Origin of the sequence: Microbacterium sp. MM2322 (assembly GCF_964186585.1) — a bacterium.
Taxonomy (GTDB): Bacteria; Actinomycetota; Actinomycetes; order Actinomycetales; family Microbacteriaceae; genus Microbacterium.
The window spans coordinates 2885522-2899299 of sequence record NZ_OZ075067.1 but is presented as its reverse complement, the minus strand read 5'-3'; the positions used below and the strand labels follow the sequence as shown (position 1 = coordinate 2899299).

General features: G+C 72.4%; 12 protein-coding genes. 5 read left to right on the top strand and 7 right to left on the bottom strand.

The window, feature by feature from the left end; genetic code table 11:
* Positions 1–8: 8 nt before the first annotated feature.
* Entirely contained in the window at positions 9–1181 is a 1173-nt protein-coding gene (locus ABQ271_RS14010; RefSeq protein WP_349309345.1) for an MFS transporter, read from the bottom strand.
* Between the two features lie 69 nt (positions 1182–1250).
* Here ABQ271_RS14010 and ABQ271_RS14005 point away from each other — a divergent pair, with 69 nt between their 5' ends.
* Positions 1251–2135 carry a LysR family transcriptional regulator gene (locus tag ABQ271_RS14005; RefSeq protein WP_349309344.1) on the top strand — a complete coding sequence of 295 codons (885 nt, stop codon included), beginning with the start codon at positions 1251–1253 and terminating at the stop codon, positions 2133–2135.
* A 30-nt stretch (positions 2136–2165) separates the two neighbouring features.
* A complete protein-coding gene (locus ABQ271_RS14000; RefSeq protein ID WP_349309343.1) occupies positions 2166–3203 on the top strand; it encodes a zinc-binding dehydrogenase in 1038 nt (345 codons plus the stop codon).
* A gap of 6 nt (positions 3204–3209) precedes the next feature.
* Here ABQ271_RS14000 and ABQ271_RS13995 read toward each other — a convergent pair whose 3' ends face one another.
* On the bottom strand, positions 3210–3803 hold the full coding sequence (locus ABQ271_RS13995) for a TetR/AcrR family transcriptional regulator (RefSeq protein ID WP_349309342.1): 594 nt from the start codon (positions 3801–3803) through the stop codon (positions 3210–3212).
* Positions 3804–3863: 60 nt separating this feature from the next.
* On the opposite strand from ABQ271_RS13995, the gene ABQ271_RS13990 reads away from it, so the two are divergent.
* Together ABQ271_RS13990 and dcd are read left to right on the top strand one after the other, a co-directional pair.
* On the top strand, positions 3864–5885 hold the full coding sequence (locus tag ABQ271_RS13990) for a beta-galactosidase (RefSeq protein WP_349309341.1): 2022 nt from the start codon (positions 3864–3866) through the stop codon (positions 5883–5885).
* A 155-nt stretch (positions 5886–6040) separates the two neighbouring features.
* Positions 6041–6646: a dCTP deaminase gene (gene dcd / locus ABQ271_RS13985; protein ID WP_349309340.1), complete on the top strand. Its 606-nt coding sequence runs from the start codon at positions 6041–6043 to the stop codon at positions 6644–6646.
* Between the two features lie 6 nt (positions 6647–6652).
* Here the strand turns inward: dcd and ABQ271_RS13980 are convergent, their stop codons facing one another.
* Positions 6653–7156 (bottom strand): hypothetical protein, encoded by a 504-nt coding sequence (locus ABQ271_RS13980; RefSeq protein ID WP_349309339.1) that lies wholly within the window; start codon positions 7154–7156, stop codon positions 6653–6655.
* Positions 7157–7300: 144 nt separating this feature from the next.
* On the opposite strand from ABQ271_RS13980, the gene ABQ271_RS13975 reads away from it, so the two are divergent.
* Positions 7301–7819: a MarR family winged helix-turn-helix transcriptional regulator gene (locus tag ABQ271_RS13975; protein WP_349309338.1), complete on the top strand. Its 519-nt coding sequence runs from the start codon at positions 7301–7303 to the stop codon at positions 7817–7819.
* 6 nt (positions 7820–7825) lie between these two features.
* On the opposite strand, the gene ABQ271_RS13970 is transcribed toward ABQ271_RS13975, so the two are convergent.
* The 4 genes from ABQ271_RS13970 to ABQ271_RS13955 are packed head-to-tail and all read right to left on the bottom strand — an operon-like array spanning position 7826 to position 13644.
* A complete protein-coding gene (locus ABQ271_RS13970) occupies positions 7826–10774 on the bottom strand; it encodes a glycoside hydrolase family 2 TIM barrel-domain containing protein (RefSeq protein ID WP_349309337.1) in 2949 nt (982 codons plus the stop codon).
* Positions 10771–11529, bottom strand: a complete 759-nt coding sequence (locus ABQ271_RS13965) for a glucosamine-6-phosphate deaminase (protein ID WP_349309336.1) — start codon at positions 11527–11529, stop codon at positions 10771–10773. The genes ABQ271_RS13970 and ABQ271_RS13965 overlap by 4 nt, the downstream gene beginning before the upstream one ends.
* Positions 11526–12488, bottom strand: coding sequence for a BadF/BadG/BcrA/BcrD ATPase family protein (locus tag ABQ271_RS13960; protein ID WP_349309335.1), 963 nt, complete (start codon positions 12486–12488; stop codon positions 11526–11528). Before ABQ271_RS13960 ends, ABQ271_RS13965 begins: the two co-directional genes overlap by 4 nt.
* Positions 12481–13644 carry an ROK family transcriptional regulator gene (locus tag ABQ271_RS13955; RefSeq protein ID WP_349309334.1) on the bottom strand — a complete coding sequence of 388 codons (1164 nt, stop codon included), beginning with the start codon at positions 13642–13644 and terminating at the stop codon, positions 12481–12483. The genes ABQ271_RS13960 and ABQ271_RS13955 overlap by 8 nt, the downstream gene beginning before the upstream one ends.
* Positions 13645–13778 lie beyond the last annotated feature (134 nt).

Below are 13778 nucleotides of genomic sequence, written 5' to 3'. Positions count from 1 at the left end.
GGCTGGACTTAGTCCCGCACCTTGACGGAAGCGACCACGACCAGAACCCCGAGCACGGCGACGAGCCCGGCCAACGCGAACCACCCGCCCGTCGTCCACGCCGCCGCGCCGACCGTTCCGAGCACGCTCGAGCCGAGGTAGTACGCGACGCTGTACACCGCGACGGCGTGTTGCCGACCCGATCCACCGGCCCGTGCGGTCGCGGCGTTCGCGGTCGCGTGCGCGAGGAACATCCCCGCCGTGATCAGCAGAACGCCCAGCACGATGACGACCACGCTGCTCGCCAGCGTCACGGCCGCGCCGACCGTCATCGCGAGGCCACCGGCGACCAGCGGCATCCGTGTCCCGAAGCGCTGGACGAGGGCGCCCGACATCCGCGAGGTCACCGTGCCCGACAGGTACGTCAGGAACACGAGCGAGACTGCGGCCGCCGAGAGGAAGTACGGCGCGGCTTCGAGCCGGAACCCGAGGGCGTTGAACACCGCGACCATCGCGCCGACGACCATCGCCCCGATCGCGTACAGCGGCAGCGCCCGGGGGTTCACGGCCTGCCGTCCCAGGATTCGCAGGCTTCGCCGGAGCGGCACCGGGCGATGTGCCTCGGTCGCCGGCAGCAGCACGGCGAACACGATCGTCAGCGCCGCGGCGAGGGTGCCGAGCAGTTCCAGCGACCAGCGCCACCCGACGAGCTCGCCCACGGGTGCGGCGACCAGCCGTCCTGCGAGGCCGCCGACGCTCGTCGCCGCCACGTACGCTCCCGCGGCGACGCCCGCTCGCTGCGGCCCGGCAGCCTCGTGCAGATAGGCGACCGCCAGGGCCGGGATGCCGCCGAGCGCCGCCCCGAGCAGGAACCGCCCGACGAGCAGCCCCGCGAACCCCGGCAGCAGAGGCGACGCGATGGCGATGACCGCGGCGGCCACGGCGGCGGCCCGCAGCATCCGTCGCCGACCGAATCGATCTGCCGCGAGCGCCCACGGCAGGATCGCGAGCGCGAGCCCGAGGGTCGCCGCCGACACCACCCATGACGCGTCGGCGGCGGTGAGGACGTAGGTCTCGGCGATGCCGGTCAGCAGCCCCTGCGGTGCATAGAGCACACCGAACGTCGCGATGCCCGTCGTCCACATCGCTGCGCCGAGCCGCCGCGGCGATGCGGTGAGGGGAGGGATGCCGACAGTCGTCACTCGCTCTACGGTAGGCATCCGTCAGATACGGATCCAATGGCAAACGACGTGCACCGATAGCATTCCCGAATGAGTCGTGATCGCCTGACCGACCTCCTCCCGCACCTGCCCCTCCTCGAGGCGCTCGGCGACGACGAGCACGTCACGCGGGCCGCCGAGTCGCTCGGCGTGCCGCAGCCGACCGTGAGCCGCGCCCTGCGGCAGCTCGAGGCGCGGCTCGGCGTTGCCCTGGTGATCCCGGACGGGCGCGGCATCCGTCTCACCGATGCCGCTCGACGGATGCTGCCCGCCGTCCGGGTCTCGCTCCGCGCCGCGCAGGACGCCCTCGACTCACTCGACGGCGCGCGCTCGACGGTCGGACTCGCGTTCCAGAACTCGCTCGGCGAGCACCTCGTCCCGCGGCTCGTCCGTCGCCTGCGCGAGGAGCGGCCGGACATCCGGGTCGAGCTCTGGCAGGGCGCCCGCGATGCGTGCCTCGCCGAGCTCGACTCGGGGCGCACGGACCTCGCGATCGTGTCGGGCGCTGCGGCGACGCATCCCGCAGGCCAGACGGTGCACCTCTACGACGAACCGCTCGTCGCCGTCGTGCCCGCGGGGCACCGGCTCGCGACGGCTGCGCGCATCACCCTCGCCGACGTCGTCGGCGAGACGCACGTCACCCTCAAGCCCGGCTACGGGCTCCGCCGCACCCTCGAGCAGCTGTTCGCCGCCGAGGGTGCCGCGCTCGATATCGCGTTCGAGGGCGACGACCTCCGCACCCTGCACGGTCTCGTCGCGGCGGGACTCGGGATCGCCCTCGGCCCCGAGGTGCCGCATCCGCTCGACGGCTGCGTGCAACGCCCCATCGATGATCCCCGGGCGGCGCGCGACATGGGAGTCGTCTTCCGGCCCGGCGCACGCCCGGCGGTCCTCGACGACGTCATCGCCGTGCTCGTCGACCTGACCCGGTCCTGACGCACCACCGCCGCGCGGCAGAATCGAGGCATGCGCGCGATGGTGATGGCAGAGATCGCAGGACCCCTCGTGGTCACCGAGGTGCCCGAGCCGACCGCCCCCGAGGGCGGCGCCGTCATCGAGGTCCACGCGACGGGCCTCTGCCGCAGCGACTGGCACGCCTGGGCAGGGCACGACGACATCGCGCTGCCGCACATCCCGGGCCACGAGCTGGCCGGCATCGTCGCCCAGGTCGGCTCGGGCGTCGAACGCTGGACGGTCGGCGATCGCGTGACCGTGCCGTTCGTCTGCGGATGCGGCCGGTGCGAATGGTGCCTCAGCGGCAACGCGCAGGTGTGCCCCCACCAGCAGCAGCCCGGGTTCACCCACGGGGGATCGTTCGCCGAGCGAGTGGTCGTCCACGCCGCCGACCGCAACCTCGTCGCCGTCCCCGCGTCGATCTCGTTCGCCTCTGCCGCTGCACTCGGATGCCGCTTCGCCACCGCCTATCGCGCGCTCACGTCGCGCGCCCGTCTGACAACGGACGAGTGGGTCGTCATCGTCGGGGCGGGCGGCGTCGGACTCAGCGCCGTCATGATCGCGAAGGCGCTCGGCGCGAAGGTCGTCGCCGTCGACCGCTCGACCGCGGCGCTCGACGTCGCGCGGTCGCTGGGTGCAGACGAGGTCATCGTCGCCGACGGCAGCGACGTTCCCGCGGCCGTCAATGCGCTCACCGGTGGCGGCGCGCACGTCTCCGTCGACGCCGTCGGCAGCGAGCAGACCTGCGCCGACGCGATCCACAGCCTCCGCCGCCGCGGCCGGCACGTGCAGGTCGGGCTGCTGCCCTCGGCATCCGGTCTCACCCCTGCACCGCTCGCGCGCGCCATCGCGTGGGAGCTCGACCTCCTCGGCAGTCACGGCATGGCGGCCGAGGACTATCCCGGGATGCTGCAGCTCATCGTCCGTGGAACGCTCCGCCCGCAGGACCTCATCGAGCGGACGGTGTCGCTCGAGCAGGCAGCCGAGCTCCTGCCGGTCATGGACTCGGCGTCGCCCGCCGGGATGACGATGATCGACCCGCGCCGCTGATCGCGGTCAGCCCGCCGTCGGCTGGAGCAGTGCCTCGAGCGCGACATGCATCGCGGCGACCGGATCGGTGTCGTCGGCGAGCCAGCGCACCTGGATGCCCTCCCACGTGCCGATGACGAGATCCGCGAGCATCGTCGCGTCCTGCGTCGTCGCCAGGCGACCGAGCGAGCGGTCGTGCTCGATCGCATCGCGGTAGTCGGGGATCACCGACGCGTAGCGCGCCTGCAGCCACGCGTGCGCCTCGTGGTCGGCGTGGGTCGCCTCGGCCTGCACCACGGTGAACATGCGGACGAGCTCGCGCCGGCCGATGTTCCGCTCGACGATCGCGAGCACCGTCGGGATGAAGCCGTCGCGGGCGGATCGGTCGAGGAAGTCCGTGTCGGCGGCATCCTCCTGCGAGAGGACCGCGGCGAGGAGCGACACCTTCGTGGGGAAGTGGTGCATGACGGTCGTCAGGCCGAGATCGAGCTGCTTCGCGATCTGCCGGAGCGATCCGCCGCGGTACCCGTGCGTGCCGAAGACGGCCGTGGCGGTCGCGATGATCTCGCTGCGCCGCGCGGCGGACTTCGCGTACGGTCCGCGGGCCGGTGCATCGGTCATAGTCGAACACTAGATCACGCGAAACCGTGCAGGTGCACGTTTTTGAGCTAGCGTGGTTGCGTGCAGAACTATCGCTGGGTGAAGGACGGCTCGCAGGAGCCCGGGACCATGCGCTACGGCGCCGACTACAACCCCGAGCAGTGGCCGCGCGAGGTCTGGGACGACGACGTCCGACTCATGCGCGAGGCGGGCGTCAACATCGTCTCGCTCGGCATCTTCTCGTGGGGACTGCTCGAACCGCGCCCCGGTGAGTGGGACTTCGCGTGGCTCGACGACATCATCGACCTGCTGCACGCGAACGGCATCGACGTCGACCTCGCCACCGCGACCGCCTCGCCGCCGTCGTGGATGGCCCGGCGGCATCCCGAGATCCTGCCGCAGACCGTCGACGGCACGATCCTCTGGCCGGGCGCGCGCCAGCACTGGCGGCCCACGTCGCCCGTGTTCCGTGAATACGCGTTGCGTCTCGTCCGGGCGCTCGCCGAGCGGTACGGCGACCACCCCGCCGTCGTCGCGTGGCACATCTCGAACGAGCTCGGATGCCACAACCTCTACGACTACTCCGACGACGCCGCCCGCGCGTTCCGCGTCTGGCTCGAAGCCCGGTACGGCACGATCGACGCCCTCAACGACGCGTGGGGCACGGCGTTCTGGTCCCAGCACTACGAGGAGTGGGACGAGATCCTGCCGCCTCGCTCGGCGCCCACGATCCGCAACCCCGGGCAGCAGCTCGACTTCGAGCGCTTCTCGTCGGATGCCGTCCGTGACCACCTCCGCGCCGAAGCCGCCGTGCTCGCCGAGGTGACCCCCGGCATCCCGCTGACGACGAACTTCATGGTCGCGCAGAACGTCCGCGACATCGACTACCCGTCGTGGGTGCCCGACGTCGACTTCGTCTCGAACGACCACTACCTGCGCCCGGGTGAGCACGGCCGCGACGACCTGTCGTTCTGGGCGAACCTCACCGGCAACATCGCCGGTGGTCTGCCCTGGTTCCTCATGGAGCACGCGACGAGCGCCGTGAACTGGCGCGAAGTGAACCCGCCCAAACGCTCGGGTGAGCTCGTCCGCGATGCGCTGACCCACGTCGGACACGGCGCCGACGCCGTCTGCTACTTCCAGTGGCGCCAGTCGCGCGCCGGCGGCGAGCGGTACCACTCCGGCATGGTGCCGCACGCGGGTGAGAACAGCCGCGTCTTCCGCGACGTCGTCGCGCTCGGCGGCGCGCTCCGCGACCTGTCGCCCGTGCACGGCTCGCGCCGCGAGAAGGCGCGCGTCGCGATCGTCTTCGACTACGAGTCGTGGTGGGTCAGCGGGCGCGACGCGCACCCGTCGGACTCGCCCGCCTACGACGACGAGACCCTCGCCTGGTACCGCGCGCTCCTCGACCTCGGCGTCCGCGCGGACGTCATCCCTGTCGGCGCATCGTTCGAGGGATACGAGGTGCTGATCGCGCCGGTGCTCCACGTCATGCCGTCCGAGTTGCGTGCGCGTCTCGAGGCGTACACGGATGCCGGTGGCCACCTCGTCACGACGTACTTCTCCGGCATCGTCGACGCCAACGACCGCGTCTGGCTCGGCGGATACCCCGGGGCGCTGCGCGAGATGCTCGGCATCCTCGTCGAGGAGTTCGTGCCGCTGCTCCCGGACGAGCAGGTCGCGCTCGCCTCGGGAGCCGTGGCCCGCGGCTGGACCGAGCGGATCGTCCACGTCGGCGACGACGTCGAGGTGCTCGACACCTACACCGAGGGAGACCTCGCGGGGGCGGCCGCGGTCACGCGCCGGCGCCTGGCCGGCGGCGGAAGCGCGACGTATGTCTCGGCTGACATCGGGCGGGACGGCGTGCGGGTGGTGCTCGCGGGCCTCGGGCTGGAGGCGCTTGCCGGTGATCCGCGGTCCGCCGCCGGCCGACTCGATGTCATCGAGCGCGGGGATGCCGCCGCCCGGTACGTGTTCCTCTCGAACCGCACTGACGACGAGGTCGTGGCGCCGGTGGTCGGCGACGTGCTCGTCGGGGAGGCTGCGGCATCCGGTGTCGTCGTCCCGCCGCGCAGCATCTCGGTCGTCCGCAGCGCGCGCTGACGCGCGGCCCGGTGACGTGTGCACGACCGGTGGGGCTGCTGTGGCCTCGAAGCCCCGTGGTGACAACACACGCCCCGGCGGTCGTGCATTCGGCAGGTAGCCGAGCGGCCGGACGCGCGGGCATGCGGGCGGGCCGCGGCCAGTAGGCTGGCCGCGTGCTGCTCAGCGATCGTGACATCCGGCTCGAGATCGACGGTGGCCGTATCGGCCTCGACCCGTGGGACCCGGCGATGGTCCAGCCCTCGAGCGTCGACGTGCGGCTCGATCGGTACTTCCGGTTGTTCGACAACCACAAGTACCCGTTCATCGACCCGGCCGAGGATCAGCCCGAGCTGACGCGCCTCATCGAGGTCGCGCCCGACGAGCCGTTCATCCTGCACCCCGGCGAGTTCGCGCTCGGGGCGACGTTCGAGCAGATCACCCTGCCCGACGACGTCGCGGCACGCCTCGAGGGCAAGAGCTCGCTCGGCCGCCTGGGGCTCATCACCCACTCGACCGCGGGGTTCATCGACCCCGGGTTCTCGGGTCACGTGACGCTCGAGCTCGCCAACGTCGCGACCCTGCCGATCAAGCTGTGGCCCGGCATGAAGATCGGGCAGTTCTGCTTCTTCCGCCTGACCTCGCCCGCCGAGAACCCCTACGGCACCGGCCCGTACAAGAACCGGTACCAGGGGCAGCGGGGGCCGACGGCATCCCGTTCGTTCCAGAACTTCCACCGCACCGACGTCGGATCGTCCGACGCCGGCGCGAAGGGGAACTGACCACGATCAGTCGCGCTGGGCCTGCTCGTAGCCGCGGCTGAAGCCGCGCTCGAAGGCCTCGGCGACGGCGGGATGCTGCGCGGAACCGCGCCGCTCGCCGCAGCCGCGGCCGTGGTGACCGTGGTGGCCGTGCCCGTGGGGCTCGTCGTGCTCGGCGTCGGAGTGCGCGAACCGGTGGCCGGGACCGAACCCGGGTCCGAATCCGGCGCCGAACCCGCGACCGAAGCCGCGTCCGAACGGGCCGCGCCGGTGGCCGCGATCAGGGCGGGGAGGCATCGGCTGGGATTCGTCCCAGCCGAGTTCCCGTGCGATCGCGTCGAGCGAGCGCAGCAGGGTGTCGTAGTCCTCCTCGGGGACGGCGGCAGAGACGCGGGCCTGCACGGCGGCGACGATCTCGTCGCGTCGTGCATCGGGGCCGGCCTCGACCCGCTTGTCGTGCAGCTCGCGCGCCCAGAGGCGGTGGACGAGCTTGAGGCGGAATCCGAGGGTGTCGTTGGTTGAGGTGTTCATGGGGTGTCCTTTCGGGACGTCGTGTCACCGACGGACTGTCCGTGATGACCATTGCATGTCATGGTGCAAGTACATGCAGTGTGACATGCAATGCCGACGCATGTCAAGTGACATGTATCCGGCTCGACGCGGTATCGTCGAGGGGTGACCGACCCGACCGGCGACCTCGACGCCCTGCTCGCCGCCTTCGCGCAGATGCGCGGTCGAGGACCGCATCGGCGCCACCACCCCGGTGGGCCTCACGCGCACGGTCCCCACGCGGACATGCCCGGCCCGCCGTGGATGCGGGGCGAGCGCGGCTTCGGCCCGGCCGCCAGGCTCGCGGGGGCCCCCGCACGCATCCGCCTGCTCGACGCACTCGTGCACGCCGAGCAGCCCCTCTCGGTGAGCGAGATCGCGGAGACCATCGGCGTCGATCAGCCCCGGGCATCCCGCCTGGTGCAGCAGGCCGTCGAGCTGCGACTCGCCCAACGCGACGCCGACCCCGACGACGCTCGACGCACGCGCATCGCGCTGACCTCCGAGGGGCGGCGGCGAGCGGGCGACTTCCGCGGCGAGCGACGGGAGCGCCTCTCCGCGGCGCTCGCCGATTTCAGCGACGAGGAGCGCGCGGAACTCGTCCGGCTGCTCGGCAAGCTCGCAGCATCCTGGCCCCGCGACTGACCCCGGCTACACCGCCTCGAACAGCAGCGCGAACGACGCGTCGCGCGCGGGCAGACGGTGCCGCGGCAGCACGCCCGGTCCGCACGTGGCCGTGCCGACGCCCGACTGCGCGATGTCGATCGACACGTGCGTGGCGGTCGGCGTCGGCAGGAGCGACGCGTGGGAGGTCATGCTGAGGGTCGTCCGGTCCCACGGCGAGACGGTGAGTGCGACACCGGAATCGAGGGCCTCGCCGCCGACGACACTCACGCGGACGGCGCCCTCGGTGGTCCGGATGACGGCGGTCCGCACGCCTCGGCGCGATCCGCTCTCCTGCGGGCGGACGTGCGGGGTGACGAGCTCGTCGGCGCCGGCCTCGAACCACCCGAAGTGCACGCCCGAATCGGTGTCGGGGTAGCTCGGCCCCGGGCCGTAACCCGCGAACTCCATGCCCACCGGGGCTCCCGCGAAGGCCACGTCGATGCCGAGGCGGGCCCAGTCGACGGTCCACGCGAACGGCGCCTTCTCGATCCAGGCGTTGTCCCACGACCCGATGCTGCGGAGGTCGAGTTCGAGCAGCCGGCCCTCGGGTACGTCGGACCAGCGCCACAGCGCATCGACGCCGCTGTCGAACGAGGGCGCGCCGACGCGCGTGTCGACGACGAGGGCAGCGGCGTCCGAGTGGATGCCGCGGACGCGGGTCTGCATCCGGTCGATCCGCGCGAGCGCCCACCGCTCTGCCATCGGCGGCAGGGTCGGTTCGTCCCACCCGGGGAAGAGGTCGTTGTCGGTCGGCGCGCGCCAGATCCCGATGCCGGGGCCCTCGACCACGTCGAGCGAGCCGAGTCGCAGCGGCCGACCGCGCCGGTCGAAGCCGCCCTGGTCGGGGGCTGCCGGCGCACCCACGCGGGGAGCCCCGGCATCCACCCGCTGGCCCGTCGCGACCACGTGGCCGGCCGTGGCCCAGCTCGTCGCGTCGCGGAGCACGGCGTCGATCGTCAGCACGTCGGCGACGCTCGAGGCGGAGACCGCGCGCGCCTCGGCGGGAAGCGCCACGACTCCGCGCTGCCGCGGCGCGATCGCGGGCACGTCGAGTTCGCCCCGTGCCACGACCTCACCGTCCACCTCGCGCCGCCAGCGGAAGGCGAGGTGGGTCGTGTCGACGTGGTCGTAACGGTTCTCGAGACGGATGCCGCGACGGTCGCCGTCGACGCTGATCACGACGGGCGCGATGATCGCGGCGTAGTCGACGAGGCCGGGGCGGACGTCGCGGTCGGCGCTGATGAGGCCGTCGATCACGAAGTTGTGGTCGTGGACCGATTCGCCGAAGTCGCCGCCGTAGCGGAAGGCGCGCCGGCCGTGCTCGTCCTCGACGGCGATCGCGTGCTCGATCCACTCCCAGATGAACCCACCCGCGAGGCGCGGGAAGCGCTCGTAGAGCTCCCAGTACTCCTTCACCCCGCCGGGGCTGTTGCCCATCGCGTGGCCGAACTCGCAGTGCACGAACGGCAGCGACCGGCGCCGCAGCTCGGCCGCGCCGATGTCGGCGGGTGCGATCTCGTCCGCCTCCTCGCCGATCTGCCGGACCTCGTCGTGAGAGGCGTACATCCGCGAGTACACGTCGGTGTCGCGGCTGGAGTGGTCGCCTTCGTAGTGGATGAGGCGGGTGTCGTCGTTCTCGCGCACCCACCGCGCCATCGCGCGGATGTTGCAGCCGGCGCCCGACTCGTTGCCGAGCGACCACATGATGACGCTCGGGTGGGTGCGGTCGCGCGTGACGGTGCGACGGATGCGGTCGACGAAGGATGCCTCCCACGCCGGGTCGTCGCTCGGGTTGCCGCGCCACGACACGTACTCGTACTCGTGCGTCTCGAGGTCGCACTCGTCGATGACGTACAGGCCGAGCTCGTCGGCGAGGTCGAGGAGCTCCGGATGCGGCGGGTAGTGGGACGTCCGGACCGCGTTGATGTTGTGCTGCTTCATGAGCACGAGGTCGCGCCGCGCGAGCTCGGTCGTGTGCACCCGCCCGCGGTCGGGGTCGTGCTCGTGACGGTTCACGCCGCGGAGCATGATCGGGCGCCCGTTAAGCGTCAGCACGCCGTCGTCGGCGCGGACACGGCGGAAGCCGATGCGCACCGACACGGTCTCGGATGCCGTGCGGAGGGTCGCGGTGTAGAGGCGCGGCGTCTCGGCGGACCAAGGCCCGACCTCGCCCGCGTCGACCGTGCTGCGCCCGGCGGGGACCTCGGCGCGGAGGCCGAGCTCGCGGATCTCGAGAACGGCGTCGGCCGACGTGGTGACCTCGACCGCACCCCGCCCGGTCTCGTAGTCGAAGTCGCCCGTGACGACCGCGTCGTCGATGCCGCCGACGGGGCGGGCGAGCAGGGTGACGCTCCGGAAGATGCCCGGCAGCCACCACATGTCCTGGTTCTCGAGGTAGGTCCCGTCCGAGAACTGCGCGACGCGCACGGCGACGACGTCCCCGGTGCCGGTGAGGTGGTCGGTGACGTCGAACTCGTGCGTCAGGCGGCTGCCCCGGGTCGAGCCGAGGCGCGTGCCGTTGACGAAGACGTCGGCGGCCGACTCGATCCCGTCGAAGCGCAGGAGCACGCGGCCCCCGGCATCCGTCACCTGTCGGATCGCGCCGTCGACGTCGATCCGGCGCACGTAGTCGCCGACGGGGTTCTCGTCGGGCGGGTGGGGCGGGTCGATGGGGAACGGGAACTGCACATTCGAGTACGCGGGGGTGCCGAAGCCGCTCATGTTCCAGTGCGCGGGGACGCTGATCTGGTCCCAGCCGTCGGTCTCGCCCTTCGTCCAGCCGTCGTGCGGCGCGAGCGCGGGCGAGGGGGAGAGACGGAAGCTCCAGCGACCGTCGAGCGACTGGCTGGGGGCGTCGGATCGCAGCCGGGTCCGCGGAGCGACCGAGCCCTCGCCGGGCCCGATGCGGGCGACGTCGAAGACGGGGGCGGTCATCGGGTCACCTCCACGGCAAGCGACGCGGCGCTCAGCTTCGCGGCGGCCGCGTCATCGAGCACCAGCGTCACACGATCGTGGCGCTGCAGGAAGGATGCCGGGAGGTCCGCGGTCTGCGGTCCCTCGACAGCGCGGGCCACGGCGTCGGCCTTCGACTCACCCCACGCGATGAGGACGATCTCGCGGGCGTCGAGGATCGTGCCGATCCCCTGCGTGAGGGCGTGGGTCGGGACGCGACCGGCATCGCCGTCGAAGAACCGCGCATTGTCGGCGACGGTCCGCGGGGCGAGTTCGACGACCCGCGTGCGGGAGTCCGCTGGCGAGCCGGGCTCGTTGAAGCCGATGTGGCCGTTCGCCCCGATGCCGAGAATCTGCAGGTCGACGCCGCCGGCCGCGGCGATCGCGGCCTCGTAGCGGGCCGCCGCCTGGGCCGGGTCGGCTGCCGCTCCCTCGGGGACGTGGACCCGCGTCGCGTCGAGACCCAGCGGGCCCGTCACTTCACGGGCGATGACCGCGTGGTAGCTCTCGGGGTGGTCGACCGGCAGGCCGACGTACTCGTCGAGCGCGAACGCGGCGGTCCGGGACAGGTCGAGGCCCGCCTGCACCCGGGCCGTCAGAGCGCGGTACAGCGGCTGCGGGCTCGAACCGGTCGCGACGCCCAGGACGGGAGCGGGAAGGTCGCTGAGGGATGCGGCGACGATCGCGGCGGCGATCTCGCCGGCACCGGCGGCATCGGGGGAGAGCAGGATCCTCACGAGAGCACCTTTCGGGGGGAGGGGGCGTCGAGCGTGTCGGCGTGGGCGAGCGCGAGGGCGAGCGCACCGGCGACGGGGGGTTCGTCGAGCACGTGGAAGCGGAGCGCGCCGTCGCGCTCCCGCAGCTCGGCCCGGAGGAGATCCGCGAGCAGGGGCTGCGCCGTGATGACACCGCCGGCCGCGATGACGTCGGTGCCTCGGGCCCCGCGGCCGCGGACGGCGCGGACGGCGTCGGCGAGGTGCAGAGCGGATGCCGCGACGACCTCGTGGGCGATGGTCGAGCCGGCGGCGGCCGCCGCGAACACCTCGGGGGCGAACCCGCCCCACGATGCTTCGCTCGCGTCGGCCTGGAAGCGCAGGGCGAGGTCGACGTGGTCGAGGGCGTCGAAAGCGGTGAGGAAGCGGGCGGCCAGCGGGTCGGTCATCGCCGCAGCGCCCTGTCGGTCCACCGCGCGGAGGAGGGCGACGGCCGCGCGACGCGAGATCCCGGGGGCGCTCGCGTCGTCCGCGATCAGCCAGCCGTACCCGTCGGCCGTGACCGGCTCCCCGTCGACGTCGAAGCCCACGACGGCCGAGCCCGTGCCCGCGATGACGCAGACGGCGGCCTCGAGCCTCATCGCCGGGGCGAGGAGGACCGCATCGTTCACGACCGCGACGACTCCCGGCATCCGCTCGTCGAGCAGCGCCGTCGCCTGGTGCCGCTGCCGCGTGCTGTCGATGCCGTGTGCGCCGACGACCGTCACGGCGGGCGACGTGCCGACCGTGTCGGTGACGAGCTGCGCGAGGCGGTCGAAGTTCTGCACGTCGTCGAAGATCGCGCCGGCACGCCAGAGATCGCTCGGCACGACGCGGTCGACGATGTCGCCGTCGACGATCGCGCGGAGGTGGGTCTTCGTCCCACCCACATCGACGCCGACGATCGCTGCCTCCGACGGATACCGGTCGAGGGTGTCAGGCAAGGTACACCGCCCCTTTCACGTGGTCGATGGTGAGCTGGCCGATGCCGACGAGCGCGGCGTTCTCGCCGAGGGCGCCGACGACGAGCGCAGGTGGGCGGGGAAGGCGTCCCTGCAGTCGGTGTGCGAGGCCGTCGATGAGCAGATCGGTGCGCTGCGGCAGGCGCCCGGCGAGGATCACCACCCGGCAGTCGAGGATCACCGCGAGAGCGGCGACCGACATCGCGACGTGATCGAGCAGTCGCTCGGCGCGGGCGGACGCCGCGGGGTCGGCATCCGCGACATCGAGGACGGCCATGGTCGAGGAGTCGTCGGCATCCGCTGCCCCGAGCGAGAGCACGCGCATCTCGAGATCGCCGCCCGTCGGATGCTGCTGCGAGAACGCGGTGGGATCGGTGACGAGGTAGCCGATCTCGCCCGCAGCCGCGCCCGCACCGCGGAGGAGGCGGTCGCCCGAGACGATCCCGGCGCCCACACCGACGCCGAACACGAGCGCGGCGAGGTCGCCGGTGCCCTGCCCTGCGCCGCGGGTCCACTCGCCGATCGTGACCGCGTTGGCGTCGTTCTCGACGACGACGGGAAGCCCCGTGCGCGCCTGGATGAGGTCGCGGACGGCGACGCCGTTCCAGCCCAGCTCGACCGAATCGTCGACGGCGCCGTCCGCATCGACCACGCCCGGGACCGACAGGCCGACACCCTGCGCGGGCGTTCCGAGCCCGACCGCCGTCCGGATGAGCCGCTCGGCCAGCAGCCCGATCCCTTCGAGACGAGTGGATGCCGACAGTAGGCCGGCGGCGTCGCGGAGCGACTCGTGCTCCTCGTGGCGGATGTCGCCGTTCAGATCGATGAGCACGCCGCGGGCGACGGCAGCGGTGACGTCGATCGCGACGACCGTCCGCGCTTCGCCGAGGGGACGATAGCGATGGGTGGGGCGACCGATGCCGCTCGCGTCGCGTTCGACGGCGAGGAGGCCCTCGGCGACCATGCGCGCGCAGAGGCGGTGGACGGTCGCGGAGGCGAGTCCGGTCGCCTCGATCAGCTCGGCGCGCGTGAGTGCGCCGCCGTTCTGGAGGGCGTCGAGGATCGCGGTGCGGTTGATGCGGGTGACGTCGGCGTTGGTCGCCGTTCCCCGTCCAACCGCTGCGCGCTCGCCGCTCATAATTCCCCTCGACCCTTTTCGTCTTACTCTGAGATAAAACCAGACGGGTGCCGCCCACGCAAGGCCGACGAATAGGGGAGCGCGCCCGAAGCCGTCTATCGTCGAGTCGCCGCCCTTTTACTCTCCCCTCCGGC

Coding starts and splice junctions, on each gene's coding strand:
- ABQ271_RS13955 (WP_349309334.1), bottom strand. CDS start 13,644: ATGAGCGGCGAGCGCGCAGCGGTTGGACGGGGAACGGCGACCAACGCC.
- ABQ271_RS14000 (WP_349309343.1), top strand. CDS start 2,166: ATGCGCGCGATGGTGATGGCAGAGATCGCAGGACCCCTCGTGGTCACC.
- ABQ271_RS14005 (WP_349309344.1), top strand. CDS start 1,251: ATGAGTCGTGATCGCCTGACCGACCTCCTCCCGCACCTGCCCCTCCTC.
- ABQ271_RS13995 (WP_349309342.1), bottom strand. CDS start 3,803: ATGACCGATGCACCGGCCCGCGGACCGTACGCGAAGTCCGCCGCGCGG.
- ABQ271_RS13970 (WP_349309337.1), bottom strand. CDS start 10,774: ATGACCGCCCCCGTCTTCGACGTCGCCCGCATCGGGCCCGGCGAGGGC.
- ABQ271_RS13980 (WP_349309339.1), bottom strand. CDS start 7,156: ATGAACACCTCAACCAACGACACCCTCGGATTCCGCCTCAAGCTCGTC.